The sequence below is a fragment of the Pirellula sp. SH-Sr6A genome (assembly GCF_001610875.1).
Taxonomy (GTDB): domain Bacteria; phylum Planctomycetota; class Planctomycetia; order Pirellulales; family Pirellulaceae; genus JBKCUI01.
In genome coordinates this window covers 766,838-787,508 of sequence record NZ_CP011272.1, presented here as the reverse complement: position 1 = coordinate 787,508, position 20,671 = coordinate 766,838, and the positions used below count along the sequence as shown (strand labels likewise).

General features: G+C 51.7%; 17 protein-coding genes. 11 read left to right on the top strand and 6 right to left on the bottom strand.

Annotated features, from left to right (window positions below; translation table 11 throughout):
- Nucleotides 1–4 precede the first annotated feature (4 nt).
- Nucleotides 5–1,543: a hybrid sensor histidine kinase/response regulator gene (locus VN12_RS02885; RefSeq protein ID WP_146675415.1), complete on the top strand. Its 1,539-nt coding sequence runs from the start codon at nt 5–7 to the stop codon at nt 1,541–1,543.
- Here VN12_RS02885 and VN12_RS02880 read toward each other — a convergent pair.
- Complete coding sequence (locus tag VN12_RS02880) at nt 1,496–4,873, bottom strand: PAS domain-containing protein (RefSeq protein WP_146675414.1); 3,378 nt, start codon at nt 4,871–4,873, stop codon at nt 1,496–1,498. The two genes, VN12_RS02885 and VN12_RS02880, sit on opposite strands and share 48 nt — an antisense overlap.
- Before the next feature lie 466 nt (nt 4,874–5,339).
- Between VN12_RS02880 and VN12_RS02875 the strand changes: the two genes are divergently transcribed.
- Nucleotides 5,340–6,002, top strand: a complete 663-nt coding sequence (locus VN12_RS02875) for a LuxR C-terminal-related transcriptional regulator (protein WP_146675413.1) — start codon at nt 5,340–5,342, stop codon at nt 6,000–6,002.
- A gap of 232 nt (nt 6,003–6,234) precedes the next feature.
- Nucleotides 6,235–6,552, top strand: coding sequence for an Hpt domain-containing protein (locus VN12_RS02870; RefSeq protein WP_168164178.1), 318 nt, complete (start codon nt 6,235–6,237; stop codon nt 6,550–6,552).
- An 18-nt stretch (nt 6,553–6,570) separates the two neighbouring features.
- Here the strand turns inward: VN12_RS02870 and VN12_RS02865 are convergent, their stop codons facing one another.
- Nucleotides 6,571–7,029 carry a response regulator gene (locus VN12_RS02865; protein WP_146675411.1) on the bottom strand — a complete coding sequence of 153 codons (459 nt, stop codon included), beginning with the start codon at nt 7,027–7,029 and terminating at the stop codon, nt 6,571–6,573.
- Nucleotides 7,030–7,293: 264 nt separating this feature from the next.
- Here VN12_RS02865 and VN12_RS02860 point away from each other — a divergent pair, with 264 nt between their 5' ends.
- The 5 genes from VN12_RS02860 (at nt 7,294) to VN12_RS02835 (ending at nt 11,409) form a co-directional block, all read left to right on the top strand.
- Nucleotides 7,294–8,499: an Hpt domain-containing protein gene (locus VN12_RS02860; RefSeq protein WP_168164177.1), complete on the top strand. Its 1,206-nt coding sequence runs from the start codon at nt 7,294–7,296 to the stop codon at nt 8,497–8,499.
- Between the two features lie 27 nt (nt 8,500–8,526).
- Entirely contained in the window at nt 8,527–9,033 is a 507-nt protein-coding gene (locus VN12_RS02855) for an ATP-binding protein (protein ID WP_205855174.1), read from the top strand.
- A 509-nt stretch (nt 9,034–9,542) separates the two neighbouring features.
- Nucleotides 9,543–9,755 (top strand): diguanylate cyclase, encoded by a 213-nt coding sequence (locus VN12_RS26740; RefSeq protein ID WP_146679774.1) that lies wholly within the window; start codon nt 9,543–9,545, stop codon nt 9,753–9,755.
- Between the two features lie 433 nt (nt 9,756–10,188).
- Nucleotides 10,189–10,926 carry a CPXCG motif-containing cysteine-rich protein gene (locus VN12_RS26345; RefSeq protein WP_240491307.1) on the top strand — a complete coding sequence of 246 codons (738 nt, stop codon included), beginning with the start codon at nt 10,189–10,191 and terminating at the stop codon, nt 10,924–10,926.
- Between the two features lie 21 nt (nt 10,927–10,947).
- Entirely contained in the window at nt 10,948–11,409 is a 462-nt protein-coding gene (locus VN12_RS02835; protein WP_146675408.1) for a MarR family winged helix-turn-helix transcriptional regulator, read from the top strand.
- Nucleotides 11,410–11,488: 79 nt separating this feature from the next.
- Here VN12_RS02835 and VN12_RS02830 read toward each other — a convergent pair whose 3' ends face one another.
- The gene (locus VN12_RS02830) at nt 11,489–13,672 is read right to left on the bottom strand and encodes a DUF2309 domain-containing protein (RefSeq protein WP_205855173.1); all 2,184 of its coding nucleotides are present in this window, start codon (nt 13,670–13,672) and stop codon (nt 11,489–11,491) included.
- Nucleotides 13,673–13,683: 11 nt separating this feature from the next.
- Entirely contained in the window at nt 13,684–15,033 is a 1,350-nt protein-coding gene (locus VN12_RS02825) for a proton-conducting transporter membrane subunit (RefSeq protein ID WP_168164175.1), read from the bottom strand.
- A 145-nt stretch (nt 15,034–15,178) separates the two neighbouring features.
- Between VN12_RS02825 and VN12_RS02820 the strand changes: the two genes are divergently transcribed.
- Nucleotides 15,179–16,039 carry a LysR family transcriptional regulator gene (locus VN12_RS02820; protein WP_146675406.1) on the top strand — a complete coding sequence of 287 codons (861 nt, stop codon included), beginning with the start codon at nt 15,179–15,181 and terminating at the stop codon, nt 16,037–16,039.
- A gap of 140 nt (nt 16,040–16,179) precedes the next feature.
- Entirely contained in the window at nt 16,180–17,601 is a 1,422-nt protein-coding gene (locus tag VN12_RS02815; protein WP_146675405.1) for a sulfatase, read from the top strand.
- 9 nt (nt 17,602–17,610) lie between these two features.
- Here the strand turns inward: VN12_RS02815 and VN12_RS02810 are convergent, their stop codons facing one another.
- On the bottom strand, nt 17,611–18,063 hold the full coding sequence (locus tag VN12_RS02810; RefSeq protein WP_146675404.1) for a nucleoside deaminase: 453 nt from the start codon (nt 18,061–18,063) through the stop codon (nt 17,611–17,613).
- Nucleotides 18,064–18,482: 419 nt separating this feature from the next.
- On the opposite strand from VN12_RS02810, the gene VN12_RS02805 reads away from it, so the two are divergent.
- Nucleotides 18,483–18,689, top strand: coding sequence for a hypothetical protein (locus VN12_RS02805; protein ID WP_146675403.1), 207 nt, complete (start codon nt 18,483–18,485; stop codon nt 18,687–18,689).
- A gap of 693 nt (nt 18,690–19,382) precedes the next feature.
- Here VN12_RS02805 and VN12_RS02800 read toward each other — a convergent pair.
- On the bottom strand, nt 19,383–20,540 hold the full coding sequence (locus tag VN12_RS02800) for a hypothetical protein (RefSeq protein ID WP_146675402.1): 1,158 nt from the start codon (nt 20,538–20,540) through the stop codon (nt 19,383–19,385).
- Between the last annotated feature and the right edge of the window lie 131 nt (nt 20,541–20,671).

The window sequence follows — 20,671 nt, the reverse complement described above, 5'->3', positions numbered from 1 at the left end:
TCCCATGGAACCCAATGTACTTTTAGTGGAGGACGACCATCACCTCCGATCCCTTCTACAGGTCGCACTTCACAAATCTGGATTTCAAGTCTCCGTGTGCGAAACGTCGATCGATGCGATGAGTCTGGTTGAAAGCAATCGCATTGCCGTCGCCATTATCGACGTTGGGTTGTCGGACGATAACGGACTGGATGTCGCTCAAACCATCGCAGCACAATCCCCGGATGTAAAGATCCTGATCTTCACCTCTGACACTCGATACGAAAGTGTTGTGAGGGCGCTCGCAATCCAAGTTTTTTCCTATATCGAAAAACCCAAAGGGGTTCACGAGCTTATTGCCCAAGTGAACAAGGCATGGAGCGCGTGCTTGAGAAATGCTTTGTCTCTCAAGCAACGAGAATGTCTACTGCAATTGAACCTCCTCGACGCACTGGATGATTTCGCATTAGCACTAGACCACCGCCAACATATCATCTTTGTCAATAATCCCTTGCTGCGATTGTTCGCCGCAACTTGGGACGAAGTGGTTGGGACCCCGATCACTCAGTGGATGCTGATAGAACCCATTGTGGAACACAGTAGCCGCAATCTCCTCATGTCCATCTTTAATCACCTCAATAGCCAGATGACGTGGAACGGTACCGTTCGCTTGTCTCTACACAGCCCTGCACCGGAAGTCGAAGAATCGCGTTTGATCGATCTCAAATTCATTTCGTTGAGAGGACCAGGTACTGAGAAAATTGGGTACGCCGCCATTTTCAAAGACATTGAGCGTAGCTTTCAGAATCAAAGAAGGATCGCACTCCGTCGCGAGGAGCTATTTCGAGCCCAGAATAATTCGATTGCGACCCTTGTCGCTGATTCCCTTTCGCATGAGATCAATCAACCGCTCGCGACCATCGCGAACTACCTGGGTGGAATACGGATCGGCCTACAGCAGCAGAATCTTACCAACGAAGAACTGGACCACACGATTGACATTCTTGAAAAACAAACACAGAGAGCATCCGGCGTTCTCGCACGACTTCGACAATTTCTTCGGAGAGAGATCGCCCCATTCGGCAGTGTTGACATTGCTTCGTTGATCAACGACACGCTGGCGCTATTTGAGAAGGAGTTTGAGCGAGTAGGCGTTGTAACCAAGACGAGAATTCCCCATGACGCGGGGGTTTTCATGGGCGATTACGTCCAGTTGCAACAGGTTCTTGCTAACATCATCAGCAATTCCATCGACGCCATGGATAGCGGACGTCCCAAACGACCCGTTTTTTTAGTCAGTGTTCGGACGAATGAGGAATGGGTCCAGTTGCAGACGCTCGACAACGGGGTTGGAGTGTCCGACGAAATCCTTGAGAAGATGTTTGATCCCTATGTCACGACCAAGCCAAGTGGGACGGGGCTCGGGTTAAGCGTATCGGCAGAGATTGTGCGTGCTCATCGCGGATCGATGCACGCATCGAGACGTCGTGCGCGGGGGCTTGGGATGAAAATCACCCTACCCAAGAGTCTGAACACTTTGGATGGAAACCAACGATCGGTCTAAAGGGGGAACCGCGAACGATTCACAACTGGAAATCAACGATTCGCGATCGATCGGTTTCGGTAGGTAACAACTACAACCGTTTGCTAAACAGAAATCGCTGTCTCCCTTCATGGCATTTGCCGTTAACGCGATAATGGGAATGTCGATGTCGAGAGATCGAACTCTTTTCGTCAGCTCAATACCATCCATATTTGGCATCTGGATATCGGTGATAATCACATCAAATGCTATGCTCAATGGATCGGTTGCTATCGAAGTCGTGATCTTTTCGAAGGCTTCCAAACCATCATTGGCCAAAGTCACCACCGCGCCATCGCGTTGTAGGAAATAGGTGATCAGCCTTTGGTTATCCGGACCATCCTCGACCAATAGTATTCGCAATCCGTCTAGCCGCTTTCTCCGTTGGTCGGTGGGGTTTGCAACCACGCTGTGCACGGAGTTGAGAGGTTTTTCTTGCTCAACAGGTAAGGTAGAACCTACGGAGCCAACCGACTTGAAAGTCGCGTTGCACTGCACTTCCAACGTAAAGACACTCCCTTCCCCTAACACGCTTTCAACACGGATGTCACCTTTGAGCATGGATGCCAGCCGTTTGCTAATACTGAGTCCTAATCCTGTGCCACCAAATTTGCGGCTCGTCGTTGAGTCGGCTTGCTGAAACGGTTGGAACAAGCGTTGCATTTGCGACTCCGACATACCGATCCCCGTGTCGCGAATCCTAACACTTAGCGTACTCCGAGAGAGTTCATATTCGCACCGTACTTGAACGATACCTTCATGCGTGAATTTGATCGCATTTCCTATCAAATTGATGAGGATCTGCCGCAACCGAGTCGGGTCGGTTACCACGGTGAGTGGGAAGGGTTCAGGCGTGTCTAAAACCAAACGTATTCCTTTTTCCATGGCTTTGCTTTGCATCGAGCCGATGACATCTGCGAGTAGAATCCTTAAGCTGAAGGCAGCAATCTCAATATCGAGTTTTCCGGCCTCAATTTTTGACAGGTCGAGGATGTCGTTGATCAGCGATAGCAGATGTTTGCTGTTCCTCTGAATGGTGTCGATATAGTCTTCGAATTCGCGAGGGAGATCGTGCGGAGCTAGACTATCCTTCATCAAACTTGAGTATCCAATGATGGCGGTCATGGGAGTGCGAATCTCGTGACTCATGTTGGCGAGAAACTCACTTTTGCTTCGGTTGGCTTGTTCGGCTAACTCGCGCGCGATTTTGAGCTGTTCCGCGGACACTTTAAAATCTGAAATGTCATGGTAAATATAGGACGCTGCAATCACGCGACCGTGAGGATCGAAAATGGGAGACGCAACGATAGAAACGGCACGTTCCGATCGATCTTCGGCAACGAGGGAGGCATCCAAAACCCGGAATACTTCCCCCTTCCAGACCGAGTCGTGGGATTTCTGATAGACACCTTCATCCTGCTCGCGATAGAGCATCTTCAATGGATTGCCGATGGCTCTGTTGGCTGGATAACCGAATAGCAATTCGGCACCATGGTTCCAAGTCTCGATGATTCCATCCAGAGATTCTCGTATGATCGCGTCCCCAGAACAGTTCACAATCGACGCGAGCTGCTGGGTCCGTACCTCAATCTCCTTCCTCGTGCTGATGTCGGTGTGGGTTCCGATCATTCGCAGCGCTTCTCCATATTCGTTGCGACTCACCACCATCCCTCTGGCTAATATCCACTTCCATGTCCCGTCTTTGCACCGAAGACGAAATTGAGTCTCATAGTGCTCGGTCTCAGATCGCAAGTGCTTGTTCAGCTTCTCAAAGGTCGAGGGAACATCATCCTGATGAATGAGCGATAACCACTGAGAAAAGTCATTTTCAATTTCATGGGGAGTGTATCCGATCATTTCCTTCCATAGATTGGAGAAAATGACCGAGCCGCTCACGATATCCCAGTCCCAAAGGCCGTCACCGTTCCCTTCCACTGCTGACTTCCATCGGTGTTCGCTTTGTGCGAGAAGCTCCTCAGTGATGCGTTGTCCATGGACGTCTTGAATCGATCCGGCGATATAGGAAATCTGGTTCTTCTTGTCGCGGTGATACGCCAAGCGAATCTTTCGCCATACGCTGATTCCAGTCGAAATGGCGATCCGAAACGAGAATTCCTTTTGATAGCCGTCTGCTAAAAGGTCGGCAAAAAGCGCTTTTAACTTGGGCTTGTCCTCGTCGATCGCTAGCTCCACAAAGAACTCGGTCAAATGGGAAAGCTCTCGTGGAGGTCGCACAGCGAGGAGGGTCGAAAACCTTGGATTGAACCAGAGTTCATGCGAGCGGGCATCCCAGTACCACAATCCCTCGCTCACTTCGTGAGCCGCTATATCCAACCGTCGTTGGATGTTATACATCCTGGATGTGCATGCACCGATCGTTCTTGTGATCATCGAAGTGAGTAGCAATCCAGCCACCAAGACGCATGCTGCGAGAATGCCAGGCCGGAATGCGGCAAACCCAACATTGTTTTCTGGTACTCCTCCCTTCACCGTCCACTCCATATTGCCAATCCAGACACTGGATGCCAGGATGTGGGCCGTCGATGGCGATTCGGAATTGCCAAGAGTCGGATTGAAGACGAATTTGTTCGGTATGTTTCCGTCTCGAACCAGCTTCGCGGAGATCTGGACTCGATGATCGGATTGTTCAGGGATCGAATTGGTCTTGAGAAAATTCGAGGCCTTCGTGATGAGCGCAAGGGTATACGGATCCGTCGTTAGGTTGCTTTTGATACGATTGCAGGAGGCGACCCAAAAATCATTCTTGTTTGGCCCTCCCACCAACTCTTGAGGAAGTCCCAAGATGGCTTCGGGTACGGGGTTGAACCGTTGAGAATCCTCCTTCTTCATAGCGAAATGGATCTCATGGGCCAAACCCTTTAGCTCGAGCTCTTGCAGACCCAAATCTAGTCGATTGACAATCCGCCCTTCGAAGTCGATCACCAACAGACAAGTTTCCTGCGGAAGCAGGTTCTCCTCCTGAAATGTTTCAACAGCCTCCAAAAAATACTGCTTGTTCGTGAAATCGATGAGGCTGGAACAATAGGCAAGTCCGATGGAGAGTCGTTCCATCTGCAAGCTCTGATTCTCGAGAGCATGAGCGACGCGTGAAATGGAATCCGCCACATCACTATGGGTCTCCTGTTCCTCCAGCACCGAGAAGTAGTGGTAGGAGTAGAGAGTCGCAATGAGCGTCAAACTCAGGAGGCTGAGTGGAATGTAAGGAATCGAGGGATGAAACAGAAATCGTTCTGCCCATCGTGCTCGCTGCAGTACACCCCTGATGATGGTCGCCCCCATTTTCGGTTCCATGATTCTATCTTGTGAATTTGTCAATCATCACGTTGCGGACCTCCACATTTCGTAAACGCCTGCTCCGCTGGATGTCACCTTCCCAGGTGATTACCTATAACATCCCATACCCGAGCCTCAGATCACTCGTATGCAGTTTGGGCAACAACCGAACGAGAAATCGGTTTACGCAGAATAGTTTGCAGATCATTGCAGGGTGGATAGCAAGCATCAGGGTAACTTTCGATACCCGATCCCGATTCTCGAACACAAGAGGACCTGCCGCTTCCCACAACTTATGACAGGTTGGAATGCGTCAAATGCGGTCGACTAGGTAATTTCTTTAGCTCGGCTTACCGCATCACAAATCAGTTGAACGAATCAAGTCTCACCGTAATGCCGATGGACCGGAAGTAGATCCATGTGATCGTGCCTGTACTCTCGCAACTCGAATTACTCGTCGCCCAATCGATTCTGGAGCAGATACATGATTCAGAAAATTACCCAAGACTACCGACCCATTGTTTACGCGCCATCCAGCTTAGAGGCCTCTCTCGATCGTCTTGAGAACGTATGCCTTCGAATCGGCTGCGACCTGCGTCCAACTCTCCGTTTGGAAAATTTGAGATCCGGCATCTCTTCCTCGGAGAATTCCGTCGTCGTTATTCCAACAGAATTGTCTTTTGCAGCTATTCTCCCGACTATTCACACCCTGCAACTGCATAGCAATCCTATCGAAGTCATCCTCCTCACCTACGGATGGAAGGCTTTTGACGCCGTTCGAGCCATTCGCTTGGGAATGACGGATGTGCTCGATTTACCCATCGACGAAGCCTTGCTACAGCAGTCGATCGAGGAAGCACTCCTGAGGGATGCAAAACGAAAAGTAGCACGTTCTTTTGGAATACCTATGATCCTAACCGAAAGACTTACCTTCCAAGAATCCCGCATCCTCGCGGCAATCTCGCAGGGAAAAACGACGAAACAGATTGGTAGCGAACTCGATCTGAGCGTGAGAACCGTCCACTATCGATTCAAATCGATCGTAACCAAACTTGGAGTAACCAGCCGCGCTGAAGCCGTGGAACTGCTGTGTCGATATACGGCTACAGCCGCAGCAGAAGAAACGCTCTACTCGAACGTCCGTTAATTTTGGCCGACATTGGGGAATTTGCGGTTTTCCGATTTGGTTGGTTTGTGCCAATTTGCTACACTCTTCTTTGGCCGGGAATGTTTCTCTGAAACTCCACAATCGGTCAGCCGTTGCGGTTTGGATTTGTCTTCCTACACCGCTCCGATTCGGTTTCCCCGCCAATCTCCCCATCCAGGTATCATCTTCAGTGCGATCGATCATACCAAAGCTCGATCGGACTTTGATGTTAATGAATAAGAAGCTGCACTCGCCATTGGCGTTCGACCCTGATTTCACACCCGTTTTGATCGAATTCGTTTCGAACTTGCGGTTGCGGGATGCCGCGATTCGTGAAGCGTTGCGTTCCAAGGATCTTCCTTCCCTTCGCAGAATCGCTCACCAATTGAAAGGTGCCTTTGGCGCCTACGGATTTCCCGCACTGACGAATCTAGCTGCCGATGTGGAACGCTTGATTGATTCGGGCGAAGGGCTGCGAGATATTGCCATCGCCAGCGACCGTCTCCTCGACGCGATGTCGTTGGTCTCCGCTGAACCCGAGACTCTCTAGACGCTGGGTTCCTGTTTTCTATTGGGAAACGACGTGAAACTGCTCTAGCCAAGCAATCGTCCCCAAAAGCCGATCTACTTTGCCGAGCGCATGCTCGACGGATTCAATCAACATCGTCGGGGTTAATCTCGGTTTGAACAGGACATCTTCCGCACCGTACTCGACCGCCCGACGAAGGACGTCCATGTTGACATCCGCGGTGCACATAATCACCTGTATCCCCGCGTCCATGGCCTTGATGTTGCGCAGTACGGTCAATCCGTGAACATCAGGTAAATCGATGTCCAGAAGTACGACTCGCAGCCCATTCTCTTGCAGCATTCGATTGACCGGTCTTGGATTCGTTAACCCCACCGATTGAATAGATGCCTTGCGCAGGATGATCGAAGCCAGTTTCAAAAAGGCTGGATCGTCGTCGAGATGAAGAACTCTCTTTTGACCATACATATGCTTCTTCTCACTTCGGATCGAAACCATGCCTCTGACTCAGTCCCCATAAAGGATGGCACATAGCTTCCCTGCATGAATTCATCGCCGTGAACTTTGCATCATTTTTCACTTCGACAATGTGCGTGAGATTCTGAAGTCTCCGAGATCTCGATGTTCCTGCGCCACTGCTCCTCCAGACGAATGGATCTTCCTGCAAAGGACTGCAAAGGACATTTTGCGACTAAACCCATCTCTTTTTGCGGTCTACCCTTTCGCACTTTTCCAAAGAACTCGATTGCGAAGGATGACCAGATGAGCGAAGTTACATCGCTTCTAGATGATCTTGCCCTGAGCCTGCTCGATGCGAATGGCAGCACGAATGCGGACCTCCATCAAATCGAGTCCCAGCTTCTTGAATTGGCCTGTCTCATGGAACCTATCGACCCTCGCTGTGCGACTGCGCTGCAGAAGTCTGCGATCTTCATGTCGCGATTTCCTTCCAGAGAACAACATTCCAAAGAAGATCCGCTCCTTGTCGCGCTGAAGACCGTCGCTGCTGTCCAGCTGATCGTGCGCCAAGAATCTACCTGGGAAGAATCTGGAATCCCCAGTCTGCTCTCGGATGACATGTGCAAAACCGGTCCATTGGATTCGAAGCACATGAATTCTAGTGAAGTTCACATCGGTCCGTCTTCCCCGAGCCCAGAACTCCTGAAAGGCTTCGTTCGTGAGGCTCAATGCCACCTCGACACGATCGTAGCCGAACTCATCGCGTTAGAAACCGCTCCCACCAACCAAGAAAGCCTTAGGTCCATATCCCGAGCCTTCCATTCCATCAAAAGTGTAGCCGGATTTATGGGGTTGCAATCGATCCATGCGGTTGCCCACGAGGCGGAGAATCTATTGGTACTAGCTCGCGACGGGAAAAAACTTCTAAAAGGGGCAAGCATCGACGGAATCTTTGCAGCCACCAATATGCTGAAACGATTGTTCCGCTCCTTATCCAGAAGGGATGGCTCAGAGAATGACCCAGAAATCAGACAAACCCTATCCTGTCTTCTTGAGTCTCTGAGGCGTATTGCCACTCTGGACTCGGAGTTGGCCCAGGCAGGAATCGTCCCTAGCCATCTCGTTGAGACCTTGTCCTCAACCCCCACACAAGTGTGGGGATCGGACCTGTCAGAACCGTGTTCAAGGCTATGCGGAAAACCGATGTCCAAGCGATTTCAGCGCGAACGATTGGATCGTTTGGTGGACATGATCGGAGAATTGGTGATCGCGGAGGCCATGGTCCAGCAGGATCTGCTCACTTCCAATCACCGAGATGCCAGCGCTAATCGAAGTCTTGCTCGACTCAACCAAGTCACCCGCGATCTCCAAGAACTCAGCCTTGCACTCCGAATGGTTCCCATCGGTCCCACCTTCGAAACAATGGAGCACTTGGCTCGTGACCTCTCCAAGAAGCTAGGTAAACCTATCGATTTTCATATCGTGGGAGAAAATACCGAAGTAGAGTAACCCGTCGTTGACCAAATAACGGAGCCTTTGCTGCGAGTGATTTGCAATGCCGTTCACCACGGTATTGAGACCTCTCAAGAGTTACGTGTCACCGCAGGTAAGCCAGCAATCGGAACTATAACGCTTCAAGCATTCCAGCAAAATGAATACGTCTACATTGAAATCCATGACGATGGACAAGGTCTCGATCCCAAACGCATTCGCAAAATGGCTCAAGAACGAGGGATCCTCGGACCGGACGACATTCTGTCCAATCACGAACTAATCCAACTGATTTTCCACCCGGGCTTTTCGATCAAGCGGAATGCGTTGGGCGTCTCGGGCTCAGTGAGTGGCCTTGTTGCCGTGAGACGGGATATCGATGCATCGCGTGGCAGCATCGAATTGCGTAGCGAATCAGGTCGCGGAACTTGCGTTTCCGTACGATTACCTCTCCCCGCGGCCATCCTAGACACAACTTTCGAGTGCTCCGGGGAACCGCGTGGTCTCGAGACCACGCGTCACTGTCTCTCGTTCCATCGGAACCAATCATGATCGATATGTTCTCACCCTATGCGGACTATCGCGCCTCCACCCAAGAAGTATTGGCACAAATGTATTCGCGATAGCAATGGAAATTGTTGAGGGGCACCCGCACCGTAGGACACGATTGGAACGTTTTCGACGCCTAGGACCTTGTATACGATGTCAAGAACTGTGACATCTTTCGCTGGACGGACTCATTTTTTTGAAAATGGTTCAAGGGAAATCACCCTGCGTTGCACCGAAGTCCGATCTCATACCGGAATATGCCAATGCTACGATTTGCCGGCAAGTTCCTATTTGGTGCCCACATCGGTGTACCGCTCATCAATCGAGATGGCACACACTCTGGTGCTCTCAGTGCAATCGATCCAAATCCCCACCGAGTAAAAATCGTGGTTTCACTCCCTGAACTCTAACTTTGGAACCGGATGCTTACCACGATACTCAATCATGAATTGCGAACAATTTCAGAGCGCCATCGAGCCGAGCGTGCAAAGCAAGAAGACTAATGGGGCGCACTGATCGAAATCTTCAAGCGTCGAGGATGGGAACGCTTACCGCGACACGAAAAATCTCGTTGTGCACGGTATGGAACTCCTGCCGCAATCGCAAGTATCGATCTCGATGGCTTCAAGGAAATCAACGACTCGCAAGGGCATAGCAAAGGTGATGCAGTATTTGTTCAAGCGAACCGTGCTATTCGATCAGAAACAAGGCTGGTTGTGGGGTGACTCGTTTAAGTTGACTCGATATGGCGCCGAAACCGAGCTCCCGTGGAAGATCCCGACAGGTCGACCTGCCGATATAGCGGCAAGCATTCCGATGAGTATGCCCTTTCTGCAGAACCTACAGCAGCACTTTTTTCAGCGGCGGACCTCCGAATCCTTGCATCCGGTCGCGAAGGGGAATAAGTGCTCATCAAGGCAGGACCCACGGAACCACGTTTGAAAGGGAGACTGAATTATGGGCGACGGTTCTGATCTCAAAGGTCTGTTCCAATAATCCAAACGGTACTAAGCCCTGTTGTGATTCTCGGGTGGGCAGCACCTATGCCCATCTCCATCCTTCCGCTTGAACCCATCCGCCAACGGGATTCTATTGCCCCTGCCTTGATCAAGGCACTACAATAGTTTTTTGAACTAACTCGAGACCTAGCCGAAAAAGATGTCCCCAAAAATCCTATTCTTGCATGGTTGGCGGAGCGTCGTGGGTGGGGTGAAGCCTACATCCTTGGCAAAGGCTGGATTCGAGGTCATCAATCCACCATTGGACGATAACAACTTTGATCTCGCTCTTCAAACGGCCCAAACAATCTTCGATCGAGAGCGTCCGGATGTCATTGTTGGAAGTTCCAGAGGTGGAGCGATCGCCATGAACTTGGAGTATGGACAGACCCCGCTCGTTTTGCTTTGTCCTGCTTGGAGAAAGTGGGGGACCGTATCTCGCTTAACCCCCAAATCGATTGTCCTGCATAGTCGCAATGACGAAGTGATTCCATTCGAGGACTCGGTCTTGCTCGTTCAACAAAGCAATCTGCCTGCCGATGTGTTGATCGAAGTCGGAGAAGATCACCGACTCGCCGACGAAAGCTCCCTGTCGGTCCTTTGCTGGACATGTAGAATGCTTTGCTCAGGCGAATCGATACCTGTGTCCGAGAACGACGACACTCGGCTAGCAAGCAGCGATGAGGTCCCTGCGGGGGCTTCGGCTGCCGAAGAGGGAGCTTATCTTTGCGATGCTTGTGGCGAAGAGATTGTGATTCCAATTGATCGATCCGCAGGGATTTTACAATCGTACGTGGAGGATTGCCCGGTCTGCTGCAATCCCAACTTGATCCATGTGCAATTTGATGACCTTGGGCGAATACGAGTGTGGGCAGAGCCCGAGCAGGATCGGGACTGACGAGCCAATTAAAGAAAGACTATGAGCCGTTCCCTTCAGGACGAACTGAAAAAAAAAGGGCCGTTTGACTCGCTCGAACAAGAAGCGACATTGGCCATTATGCGTACGAGCGATCTTCTCGAAAATCGGCTTGCCAGGCTGCTGCGAGAATACGGACTTACCTTGACCCAGTACAACGTGCTACGCATTCTTCGTGGGGAGGGAGCCCCGCTGCCCTGTTTGGAGGTAGCCAGCCGGATGGTTCAAGTTGCACCGGCTATCACGCGAGTTGTCGATCAGTTGGTTGCTTTAGGCTACATTTCCAAAACACAATCCAGCCACGACCGAAGAGTATTTGAGATTGCGTTAACCAAAGAAGGCTCTCAGCAGCTTAAGCAAATCGATGCACCTCTTTTGGATGCCCATGCCGCCCTCCTCGCCAACGTACCGCAAAACGATCTACGCGAGCTGATACGAATTCTCGAAGCCGCCCGGTCAGGTTGATCGCATTGCACTAGTCTGGCACGGAGGGTACGTGCGAAAATTTTCACGCACCTGATTCTATGGTCGGCTCCCATGGAACTCATTGGAAATCGCGTGCGAGCAGGCTAGTGCTATGATCGTTTGGATCCATGCACAACAAATGTATCCAGCCATTGCCAATCAGTCGTCTTAAGATCTCTTGAGAGCGGACTATCGATTCGATCCGCTGCCTTGGGGCATAAACGATCGTTTGCAAGCGTAGCGGTTCATGATAGGGAAGATCGTCCGCGGCAAATACGGACTGAAACGGCAATCCGTGCATCAGATCACTACAGTTCCCTTGCATCACCCCCATTTTTCCAACCACCGTGTGCGTCACTTTACTTCCCGCGCCAAACCGAACTGGGTCCAAAGTGGAAAACAGATACTGACTGCTGATCCACTGGGCCACCACCATAGGGGCTGTCAAAATGGATGAGAGAATCTCGCCCTTTGTGTCGGTGAGCCAATCGTACGAATGCAGAAAGCACCGACCATCGAGATCCAGATCGCGCGTGAGTTTCCTGGGACCCACAATGAAGGCAGCGTTTCGCGCCAGCCCCCACTCTGGCCGAACTTCCGACCAGTCGTGACTCCGTCGGACTGCACTTGACCAGGATTGTGGAGTCTCATTGCGACGATCTAAAGCCGCATGGAGATTCCGTTGAAGCTCTTCGATATCGAGCTGTCGTTCGACTGGAGCTTCGTTAGATCGATACAAAGTTAATGAACTGGTGGTTGTATTGTGCGATGCTGCAAGAAATAACGTTGCATCGGGAATCGCTATACCTCTTCCGCTTAATACATGGCGGACAGCATCACGATTCAAGATCATGGCCAGGGCGCGAGCGTTTCCACCACCATGCCGTCCGCCGCAAGCTCCACAGTCGAGGGAAGCAGAAAACGCATTGTTGAAGGTACTCGCACCATGACCACAGAAAACAACCAACGGTGCAAATCCCTTCACCAAACCTATCGTTCTTAGCGCACTCTCTGCATAATCGACTTGCTGTCTCAACTCCATTCCATCCAAGTCCAAATCGCACTCGGGCTTCGGATGTTGCCCGCGACTCCTGCGGGAGTGAGAATCCGCTGCAAAGGCTATGTTCCCAGATCGCAGTGCCAATCGCAATCCAAACCAGGGACCTGCGATCTCGACTAAAGAAAACGGAGTCCCATACGAATACTTCAGCTTCCGGTAAGCATTCGTCAAATACTGATGCCAACGCTGCTTGGCATGAGCAAACCAATTTCGAGACGACGCGTATGGCTTCGGAAGCTCGTGGACCACATGCCGAGGTTTAAGAAGAACCGGGCAAGATGGGACCGATTCTGCTTGATTCCAACTTTTCCATCGAATAGGAAGTCCAAAAAAACCTGCGGCCCCAAACGTCTCATAATCTGCGTGAGTTTCGATCGCCCTTCGGATCGGCTCCGAGCGTACATCGATACAAAAGACCAACTGAGCTTTGCAGGTGCTGGACCCTGCAGATCCCTGTCCCACGCGGGCCGATTCCAGTTTCTTCATCAAGCTCGATCGATAGGCCTGTTCTCGTGCTTCAAGCTCCTCGACTCTCTTGTTTGGCTGCAATGTGCGAGGTCGTGGTCCCTTGCTCGATCCGGGAAGGATCCGCTTCAAAACCAATCGAACTGCGGCAAATTCCAATAAGCTGGCAGGGCGATGAGAACATTCGCCTGGTGATTGCCAATTCTCCGTCCATTTGACATAACCAGCCCACCCTGGCAATGCTGCGAGGGTGGAACGAAGAAACTCTTCCCGCATGTCCACTGGAACAGATAATCGATCTAAACTCTCCAGGATCGACTGCGAGGGACAATGGGGAAGCGATTCCAGAATTTGCTTTGCATGTGGAAATCGCGTCAGGCATCGGTCGAACGGTGCCAAATCCCGGAATGCCCTGTAAAAGCCCTCGTGGCGTCCAGGCATTGAGAGAACGGAAACGCCTTCATCAAAAAACGCCAAACACCATTTAATAAGCTCTCGATTGATAGATGCCTCGGTGCACGCGTCTTGTTCCATCTCCTGAACGAAACGGTCCGATTCCAAAATCGCTTGCTCAAAAGGCAAATGCTCTAAACCCCGAAGTGGATTGACCGCCACCATCGATTTCAAAGGCCAAACTGGTGCAACAATATCCGAGGCGTTGGATATCCACTGCTGGACAGAAGCAATCTCGTCCTGAAGCTCGTATTGGGGCGAACGATAGGAAAATGTCGTATTCAATGTTTTCCTCCTCAAATTTTGTACGCAGTGCGAAGGGATGTCGCAGTCTTTGCGGTGGATCGGCTGGCGTTCATCCCACTTACATAGAGTCGCTTTCCAATCGTAGATCGCTCAAGCAATTCGGATCCTCCCAGCAACATCGTTAACCAGAGCAAAAACAGAAGAGTTACACCTATTCCATAAATGACTCCCATGGGTTCCGGCGTGATAGTTCGCAGCGAAGGAACCCATATTTCTACGGAATACAAACTGAAGCCATAGAGGCCACCGGTAAACGCTCCACTCGCAGCGGCTGAGCAAAAACTCCGAAGCGTCAATCGCTGGCATAACAGAACGACTGCTGCTTGTGCAGATGTCATCCACGCGAGCAAGACCATAACAATCGATGTCGTTCCGATCTCGATCGACAATTGACTCGTCAACAAGAATGTTGCTGCGCCGCAAGTACCAGCGAGGATGACCCCCGCCCCTTGCTGAACGGATCGGATAGGGCGAGCGGTTTCGTTTCGTCTCTCTGCAAGGACCGAATTGGAACTCAAGAACAGATAGGCTTTGAATAGACTGTGCCAAAAGAGATGGGACAGGGCTGGTCCAAAGAGTCCCATCCCAATTTGCATCATCATAAATCCCATCTGCCCCAGCGTGGAACAGGCCAACATGCGTTTGACATCTGATTGAAGTAGCTTCCAGCTTGTTCCCAGTACGGCAGAAACAAGCCCCACGAGAAACAGGAATGGAAGCAGCCAGGATTGACCGGACAGGATAGGGGCCAGTCGTAACAGTAGAATACCCCCGCCATTCACCACCCCGGCATGCATCATGGCCGAGACGGGAGTGGGCGAGTTCAAAGAAGAAAGGAGCCATCGGTGAAATGGCCAAATCCCACCTTGAACCCAGGCAGCGATAGCAATGCAGATCAATGAAAGTACTAGGCTCCAACTGGTTGACATCTCGGTCTGAGCAATGACCTGAAGAGACGTTGTGCCTGTGCTATTTGCCAATAGCAGTAGTCCAATTGTCAGGAATGAAAACCCGATAAGTAGCGAGCGAATCGCTAGCCGACCAGACTCAACCGCTGCCCTCCACTCTCGTTTATGCACCATCAACTTTACCAGTAGCAAGTTGCATGCAAGCCAAGCCCCCATGAGCACAAAAAGGTGGTCTGCGATCACGAACACCATGGACGCAATCGCTAACAGCGACAACCCAATGAGGTGCTGTTGCCGAAGGCGATCACCGCTCATATATCGAGATGAGAACGATAGGACGTTCCAAGAGATGAATCCGATCAGACACGCCAGAACAAGGGAGATCTCACCCAGGACAACACCGTTCGATACGACTATCTGAATAATCGACATGCCTTCTCCTTGCTCGTTACTCGTACTACAACGCCCCTTGATCTGAGGGAATTGCTTCGTGCGTTGGCGTACTTTACACAATCGATCTGTATTCGTAAAATCGATTGTTTTGATATGATCGATCATAAAAGCGAATATGTAGAGTATGCCATTTTTCATTGACAGCCTTCAGCTCAGGAGTTTCATTGCCATTGCGGAGACTGGGACGTTTGGTGCGGCGGCTGCCACAGTCAATCGAACGCAGTCTGCATTGAGTATGCAAATCAAGAAGCTGGAGGAACAGTTGGGGTGCGAACTGTTCGATCGCAGTCATCGTCGCGTTGCGCTGACACAACAAGGCGAGATATTTCTTGGGTATGCCAAGAGAATGGTACAGCTCCAATGGGAAGCATATAGCCGCATTCGTGAGCCCGATGTTCAAGGAGCGATTCGCTTCGGTACACCAGAAGATTTCGCAACGCATTACTTGCCAGGGGTGCTAGCGAGTTTTCGCCAATACCATCCGCGTGTCCAGCTGAATGTGTCGTGCGACTTGACCCTCAATCTCATCGAGGGGTTTCAACGCGGGGAATTTGACGTGATCTTGGTCAAACGTGATCCACAGCGTGTGCGAGGGGGGACCAAAGTGTGGAGGGAGCCGCTTGTATGGGCATTGGCGGATGGATATCAACCTGAAGAGCCACTGTCGCTCGTTCTATCCCCACAGCCTTGTATTTATCGCGCCCGCGCGTTGGCTGCATTGGATCGAGCGAAACGAAGTTGGCATATCAGCTATACCAGTCCCAGCTTGGCGGGGACTTTAGCAGCCGTCAAGGCGGGGCTTGGAATCACCGTCCTGCCAGCGCACATGATCCCGGACGGAATCCATTCCATGAGGAAGGAATCGAAACTTCCTCATCTTGCCAATTCGGAGTTGGCATTGATGAAGAAAGAAGAGCTTTCACCCGTTGCGGAAATATTTGCTGAGCATGTTGTCCAAAGCCTTGAAGTTTTGCGAAGCGCATAGACATGGAAGAGATTCCACGTGGGGATGGTGCTAGAATAGATAGCTGCACTCGCAGATTCCGACTGCGTTCGCCCTACCCACTCTCCCTATGAAGGTTTTCAATAGTGATCAACCTGCTCTTGCGTCGTAACGAAGCGATCATGATACTCGCGATCCTACTTACGCAGTGGTTCGGTAGTGTCGCGAGCGTCTCGCCAGCGCAGGCAGGCGAAAAGCCAGATATTCTTTTTATTGCCGTCGATGACTTAAATGATTGGGTCGGGCACCTGGGAGGCCATCCACAATCCAAAACGCCAAACATCGATCGCCTTGTCGCGCGAGGGATGTCTTTCCGAAATGCCCATTGTGCAGCGCCAGCTTGCAATCCTTCTCGAGCAGCATTGATGAGTGGAATGAGGCCGTGGGAAACGGGTATCTACACAAACGGAGACCCAGCCCAAGACGTCTTGAAGGATGTTGTCACTATCAATAGGCACTTTTTAGCCAATGGCTATCGTACCTTGGGAGCAGGAAAGATTTACCATAACTTTGCAGCGGAAGGCCGCAAGGATGGATGGACCGAGTGGAAGGGGCTTTTTCCTTCGCCTCGTGAAAGAGATACGAATCTTACTGGGATGAACAAAGGGCATTTCGATTGGGGACCGTTGGACGCGAAGCTGGAGGAAATGGGGGACTACAAACTGACCGATTGGGCCGTGAATCAATTGCAAACCGCGCCTTTGGAACAACCTTTGTTTCTCGCGGTCGGGTATGTAAAACCCCACCTTCCTTGGTATGTTCCTCGCGAATATTTTGATCGCTTTCCTCTGAGCACTATCCAAATCCCCTCAGTCCTAGAAAGCGATCTCAGTGATGTTCCTTCAGCAGGCGTCAAGATGGCGACGCAGGGTGGAGATCATGCGGCCGTGCTCAAGGCAGACCAGTGGAAAAAGGGTGTGCAAGCCTACTTAGCCACAATCTCCTTCCTCGATGATCAAGTTGGTAGACTTTTGGATGGCCTTGAAAACAGTCCTCGAAAGAACAAGACCATCGTCGTGTGGTGGACCGATCACGGTTGGCACCTTGGCGAAAAACAGCACTGGCGCAAGTTTTCGCTTTGGGAAGAATCCACACGCACGTCGTTTGCAATCGCCGCTCCAGGAGTGACGAACGCTTCGGCGCGTTGCGATGCACCAGTCGATTACACGAACCTTTATCCAACCTTATGCGAATTGGCGGGCTTGGAAGTCCCTGGGCATGTGAAGGGGTTGAGCCTGGTAAACTTATTGAAAGACCCAAACAGCGATTGGGATTCGATCGCAGTTTGTTCCCACGGTCGGGGAAATCATTCAGCGCGAGATAGCCGGTACCGTTACATACGATATGCCGATGGTAGCGAAGAACTATACGATCATGCCAATGATCCCAACGAATGGACGAACATCGCAAACGACCCGAGTAAACGTGGGATCAAAGCGAAGCTTGAACAAGCATTTCCAACTTCGGAAACCGAAGCGCTCCCGACAGGAGATGGCAAGTCGAATGGCCGATCAAGAAATCGAGCCGCAAACCGAGACGAATAGTTGATAGCGTTACTCGCCGATGTCTTCATTCCACAGTTGGGGATTTAAACGAATAAAGTCGCTCATGAGTTTGACGCATTCTGGATCGTCAAGAGTTTCGACTACGACACCACGGGATCGCAGGTACGTTTCGGGGCCTTGGAACGTTCGATTTTCACCAATGATTATACGAGGAATTCGATAAAGGAGCGCAGTTCCCGAGCACATGTCGCACGGGGAAAGGGTTGAGTACAAGATTGATCGACGATAATCGCTCGCGGAAAGACGTCCTGCGTTCTCCAGTGCATCCATCTCTGCATGAAGAATAGCACTCCCTTTTTGAACGCGATTGTTGTGTCCTCGCCCAACGATTTGACCATCGATCACGAGCACGGATCCAATCGGTATGCCGCCTTCGGTAAGTCCTCTTTTCGCTTCCTCGATGGCTGCTTCAAGAAAGATATCTGATGTGGAACGACTCATGGCTCCCTTCCAAATGTTTGATTGCAAATCTTGGAGTTGCTCTGGCAACCACCTACAGGTAGACACCATCAATCGATCATCAATCGATGGCACCCATGTAAAGAGTATCCCACAAGTACGATTCCATCGCGATTTCGGGGATGTCCAGGTTGATTTTAGCAAACGCCATTGGTACCTGGCGAAGTGCGATAGTCGCTCCATTTCTCGACACGCATGGGTGCGACTTCTGACCGTTCCATTTCCCAACCTTCTAATTTGGAGCTGGACACTCCGACGGACGGGCCCATATGTTTTCGAGGTCTATCGAATGTTTTCGGAGCGACAGTATCTGTTAATGAGGAAGAGAAAGACAACGATAACGACGCCCGACAGAACAAATCATCGCCAAACGGCATGACGCGGACGTTAAGCTCAATGCAGTGAAAGATCTCGCGGTCGTGTTGCAGGCGTTTGAAATCCCCGCAGCCGCGTACCCTCGCTGGCGCAATGGGTACGGCGGAATCAAGCTCGAAGAGTCTAATCTTCTCAAAGATCTTGAGAACGAGAACCGGCGGCTCCAAAAACTTTTATCCAATGCGGATCGTAACATTTTGATGCTGAAAGAACCGCTGCGAGGAATTGATTGATCTCCACTCGCTAGCATCATTCCCGTTAGGAGGCACCCAACGCTGGTAATGGCATTCCCGATTGGAGGCACCCACCTTCTGGGTGGAGGTTTCTCGCAAAGGCGCCAAGACGCAACGAAACATTCCCGATAGCAGGCACCCACACTTTGTTGGAAGCACCAAATCCGAGGTACCCATCTATTGCAGCGCAATCGTTCCTCAAATAGTAGGCACCCACCTATAAGGCAATAGTAGGCACCCACCTTTTGGAGGGCAATAGTAGGCACCCACCTTTTGGAGTGGGCGGGGACGGAGGGGGGACTGGGTTTGGGGTGGAAGTGGGGGCGGAATTGGCCTGGGGGGCTGGAATTCGGGGGGATTGGGCTCGGATGGGCGCAGCGGCGAGCCGGAAGCCGAGAAGGCAATAGTAGGCACCCACCTTTTGGAGGGGGCGGGGACGGAGGGGGAACTGGGTTTGGGGTGGATGTGGGGGCGGAAGTGGCCTGGGGGGCTGGAATTTAGAGGGATTGGGCTCGGATGGGCGCAGCGGCGAGCCGGACCCGAGAATGCAGGAGGGCGAAGAGCGGGAGACTGGAGAGCGGGAGACTGGAGAGCGGACGTTCTGGCTCAGGCTCTAAGGTGGGGAACCGGAGCTAGAGGTGCCACTTGCTCCTTGCTCCTTGCTACTGGCCAGTTGTCGCGAAGCGCTCCCCGCTAGGCGAAGCAAGCGGCAGCTTGGCGCTGGCCGCGACTCCAGCGTTTGTGGGTCCGCTCCGCGTCGGCGATCATCGCCTTGGGATTCCCACTACAACGGCTTGTCCCAAAGTACTTCGTGTAGTTCCACACCAAGTCGCACCACATGCTCGGTTCCACTCCCAAGCCGGTAAACAAGGGCTCTAAGGATTCAGGAACCCGACACACGCTCCCTGGCGGATGATCCTTCTGCTTAGCAGTCCATTGCAACAACTTCACATAGTCCTCCAGGTTCATCGTCAAGAACCCTCGGTTGCTGGCGCGCAGACCATTGGTGCTGGCCTGCGGATCAAACGCGTCCACTCCGGGGTCGAGCGTCAAAGGGGCCAACCAGGCGTCTCGGGGGACCAGTGGACGGGGGCCAGTCTGCTTACGAGCCTTCTTCTGCTCCTCGAGCGTCATCTTGGTCCTCCTCGCGATCGATTCCTCCCGGGACAAGGGAATACGATCCAGAGCCGAGGATTCGATCATCGCTCCCTTGGCAGCCTCGATTCGATCAAACACCGACGTGTGCATCGAGAGTTCGATTGTTGCGGCCAGGTTCGCGCGCAAGACATTGAGATCCACATACATGGCGCAGGCCAGCAAACCCGCTTCATCGAGAAGCCGCTTCGCTTTGAATCGGCCATCCCAGAAGCAGCCACTGCATTCATCTTCTGCATTGGCTCGCCTAGCGATGACTTCTGCAAGAGAACGCATGAACCAAGAGATATCGGAGAGTCGGCTGCGATACTCTTGGATCTTCTCGGGATTGGCTACAGCGCTTCGGACATCCTCCTCGTTGGGCTCGGCCAAGACATCGAGGATTCGGGTGCCTGGAAAGAGTCTTAGCCAGCGGGTGGCGACTTCTACGTCGGACCAAGTCTTCACGACATCGGGGCGATTGCGGAGGATGACATGGAGGTGATTGGATAGGACGGCATATTGGAGAACGTCGATACCGAAGACAGAGGCCAGGGACTCCAGGCGCTGGCGAATCCATTCTCTGCGGTGGGTGTAGTCTTTCTGGGTGAGCTCATCGATGCCTGTGAGGAAGGCGCGACGGACACAGCGATGGTAGCAATGAACAAGGCAGATTTCGTCGCTGACGAACTGCTCACAGCGGAGCGTGCTGGACATGGTGGATCTCTCCAAGAAGTTCGGGGTGTAGATCCCATCACCTTATGGGATTGAGGGAAGGGATGCAACCAAATAGGTGAACTTTTTGGAGAGGGGTAAATAGAAGGCACCCACCTAATGGGGGGGAAGGT

Coding starts and splice junctions, on each gene's coding strand:
- VN12_RS02835 (WP_146675408.1), top strand. CDS start 10,948: ATGAGCCGTTCCCTTCAGGACGAACTGAAAAAAAAAGGGCCGTTTGAC.
- VN12_RS02870 (WP_168164178.1), top strand. CDS start 6,235: ATGAATAAGAAGCTGCACTCGCCATTGGCGTTCGACCCTGATTTCACA.
- VN12_RS02800 (WP_146675402.1), bottom strand. CDS start 20,540: ATGTCCAGCACGCTCCGCTGTGAGCAGTTCGTCAGCGACGAAATCTGC.
- VN12_RS02820 (WP_146675406.1), top strand. CDS start 15,179: ATGCCATTTTTCATTGACAGCCTTCAGCTCAGGAGTTTCATTGCCATT.
- VN12_RS02865 (WP_146675411.1), bottom strand. CDS start 7,029: ATGGTTTCGATCCGAAGTGAGAAGAAGCATATGTATGGTCAAAAGAGA.
- VN12_RS02885 (WP_146675415.1), top strand. CDS start 5: ATGGAACCCAATGTACTTTTAGTGGAGGACGACCATCACCTCCGATCC.
- VN12_RS02860 (WP_168164177.1), top strand. CDS start 7,294: ATGAGCGAAGTTACATCGCTTCTAGATGATCTTGCCCTGAGCCTGCTC.
- VN12_RS02880 (WP_146675414.1), bottom strand. CDS start 4,873: ATGGAACCGAAAATGGGGGCGACCATCATCAGGGGTGTACTGCAGCGA.
- VN12_RS02815 (WP_146675405.1), top strand. CDS start 16,180: ATGATACTCGCGATCCTACTTACGCAGTGGTTCGGTAGTGTCGCGAGC.
- VN12_RS02875 (WP_146675413.1), top strand. CDS start 5,340: ATGATTCAGAAAATTACCCAAGACTACCGACCCATTGTTTACGCGCCA.
- VN12_RS02825 (WP_168164175.1), bottom strand. CDS start 15,033: ATGTCGATTATTCAGATAGTCGTATCGAACGGTGTTGTCCTGGGTGAG.
- VN12_RS02810 (WP_146675404.1), bottom strand. CDS start 18,063: ATGAGTCGTTCCACATCAGATATCTTTCTTGAAGCAGCCATCGAGGAA.
- VN12_RS26345 (WP_240491307.1), top strand. CDS start 10,189: ATGTCCCCAAAAATCCTATTCTTGCATGGTTGGCGGAGCGTCGTGGGT.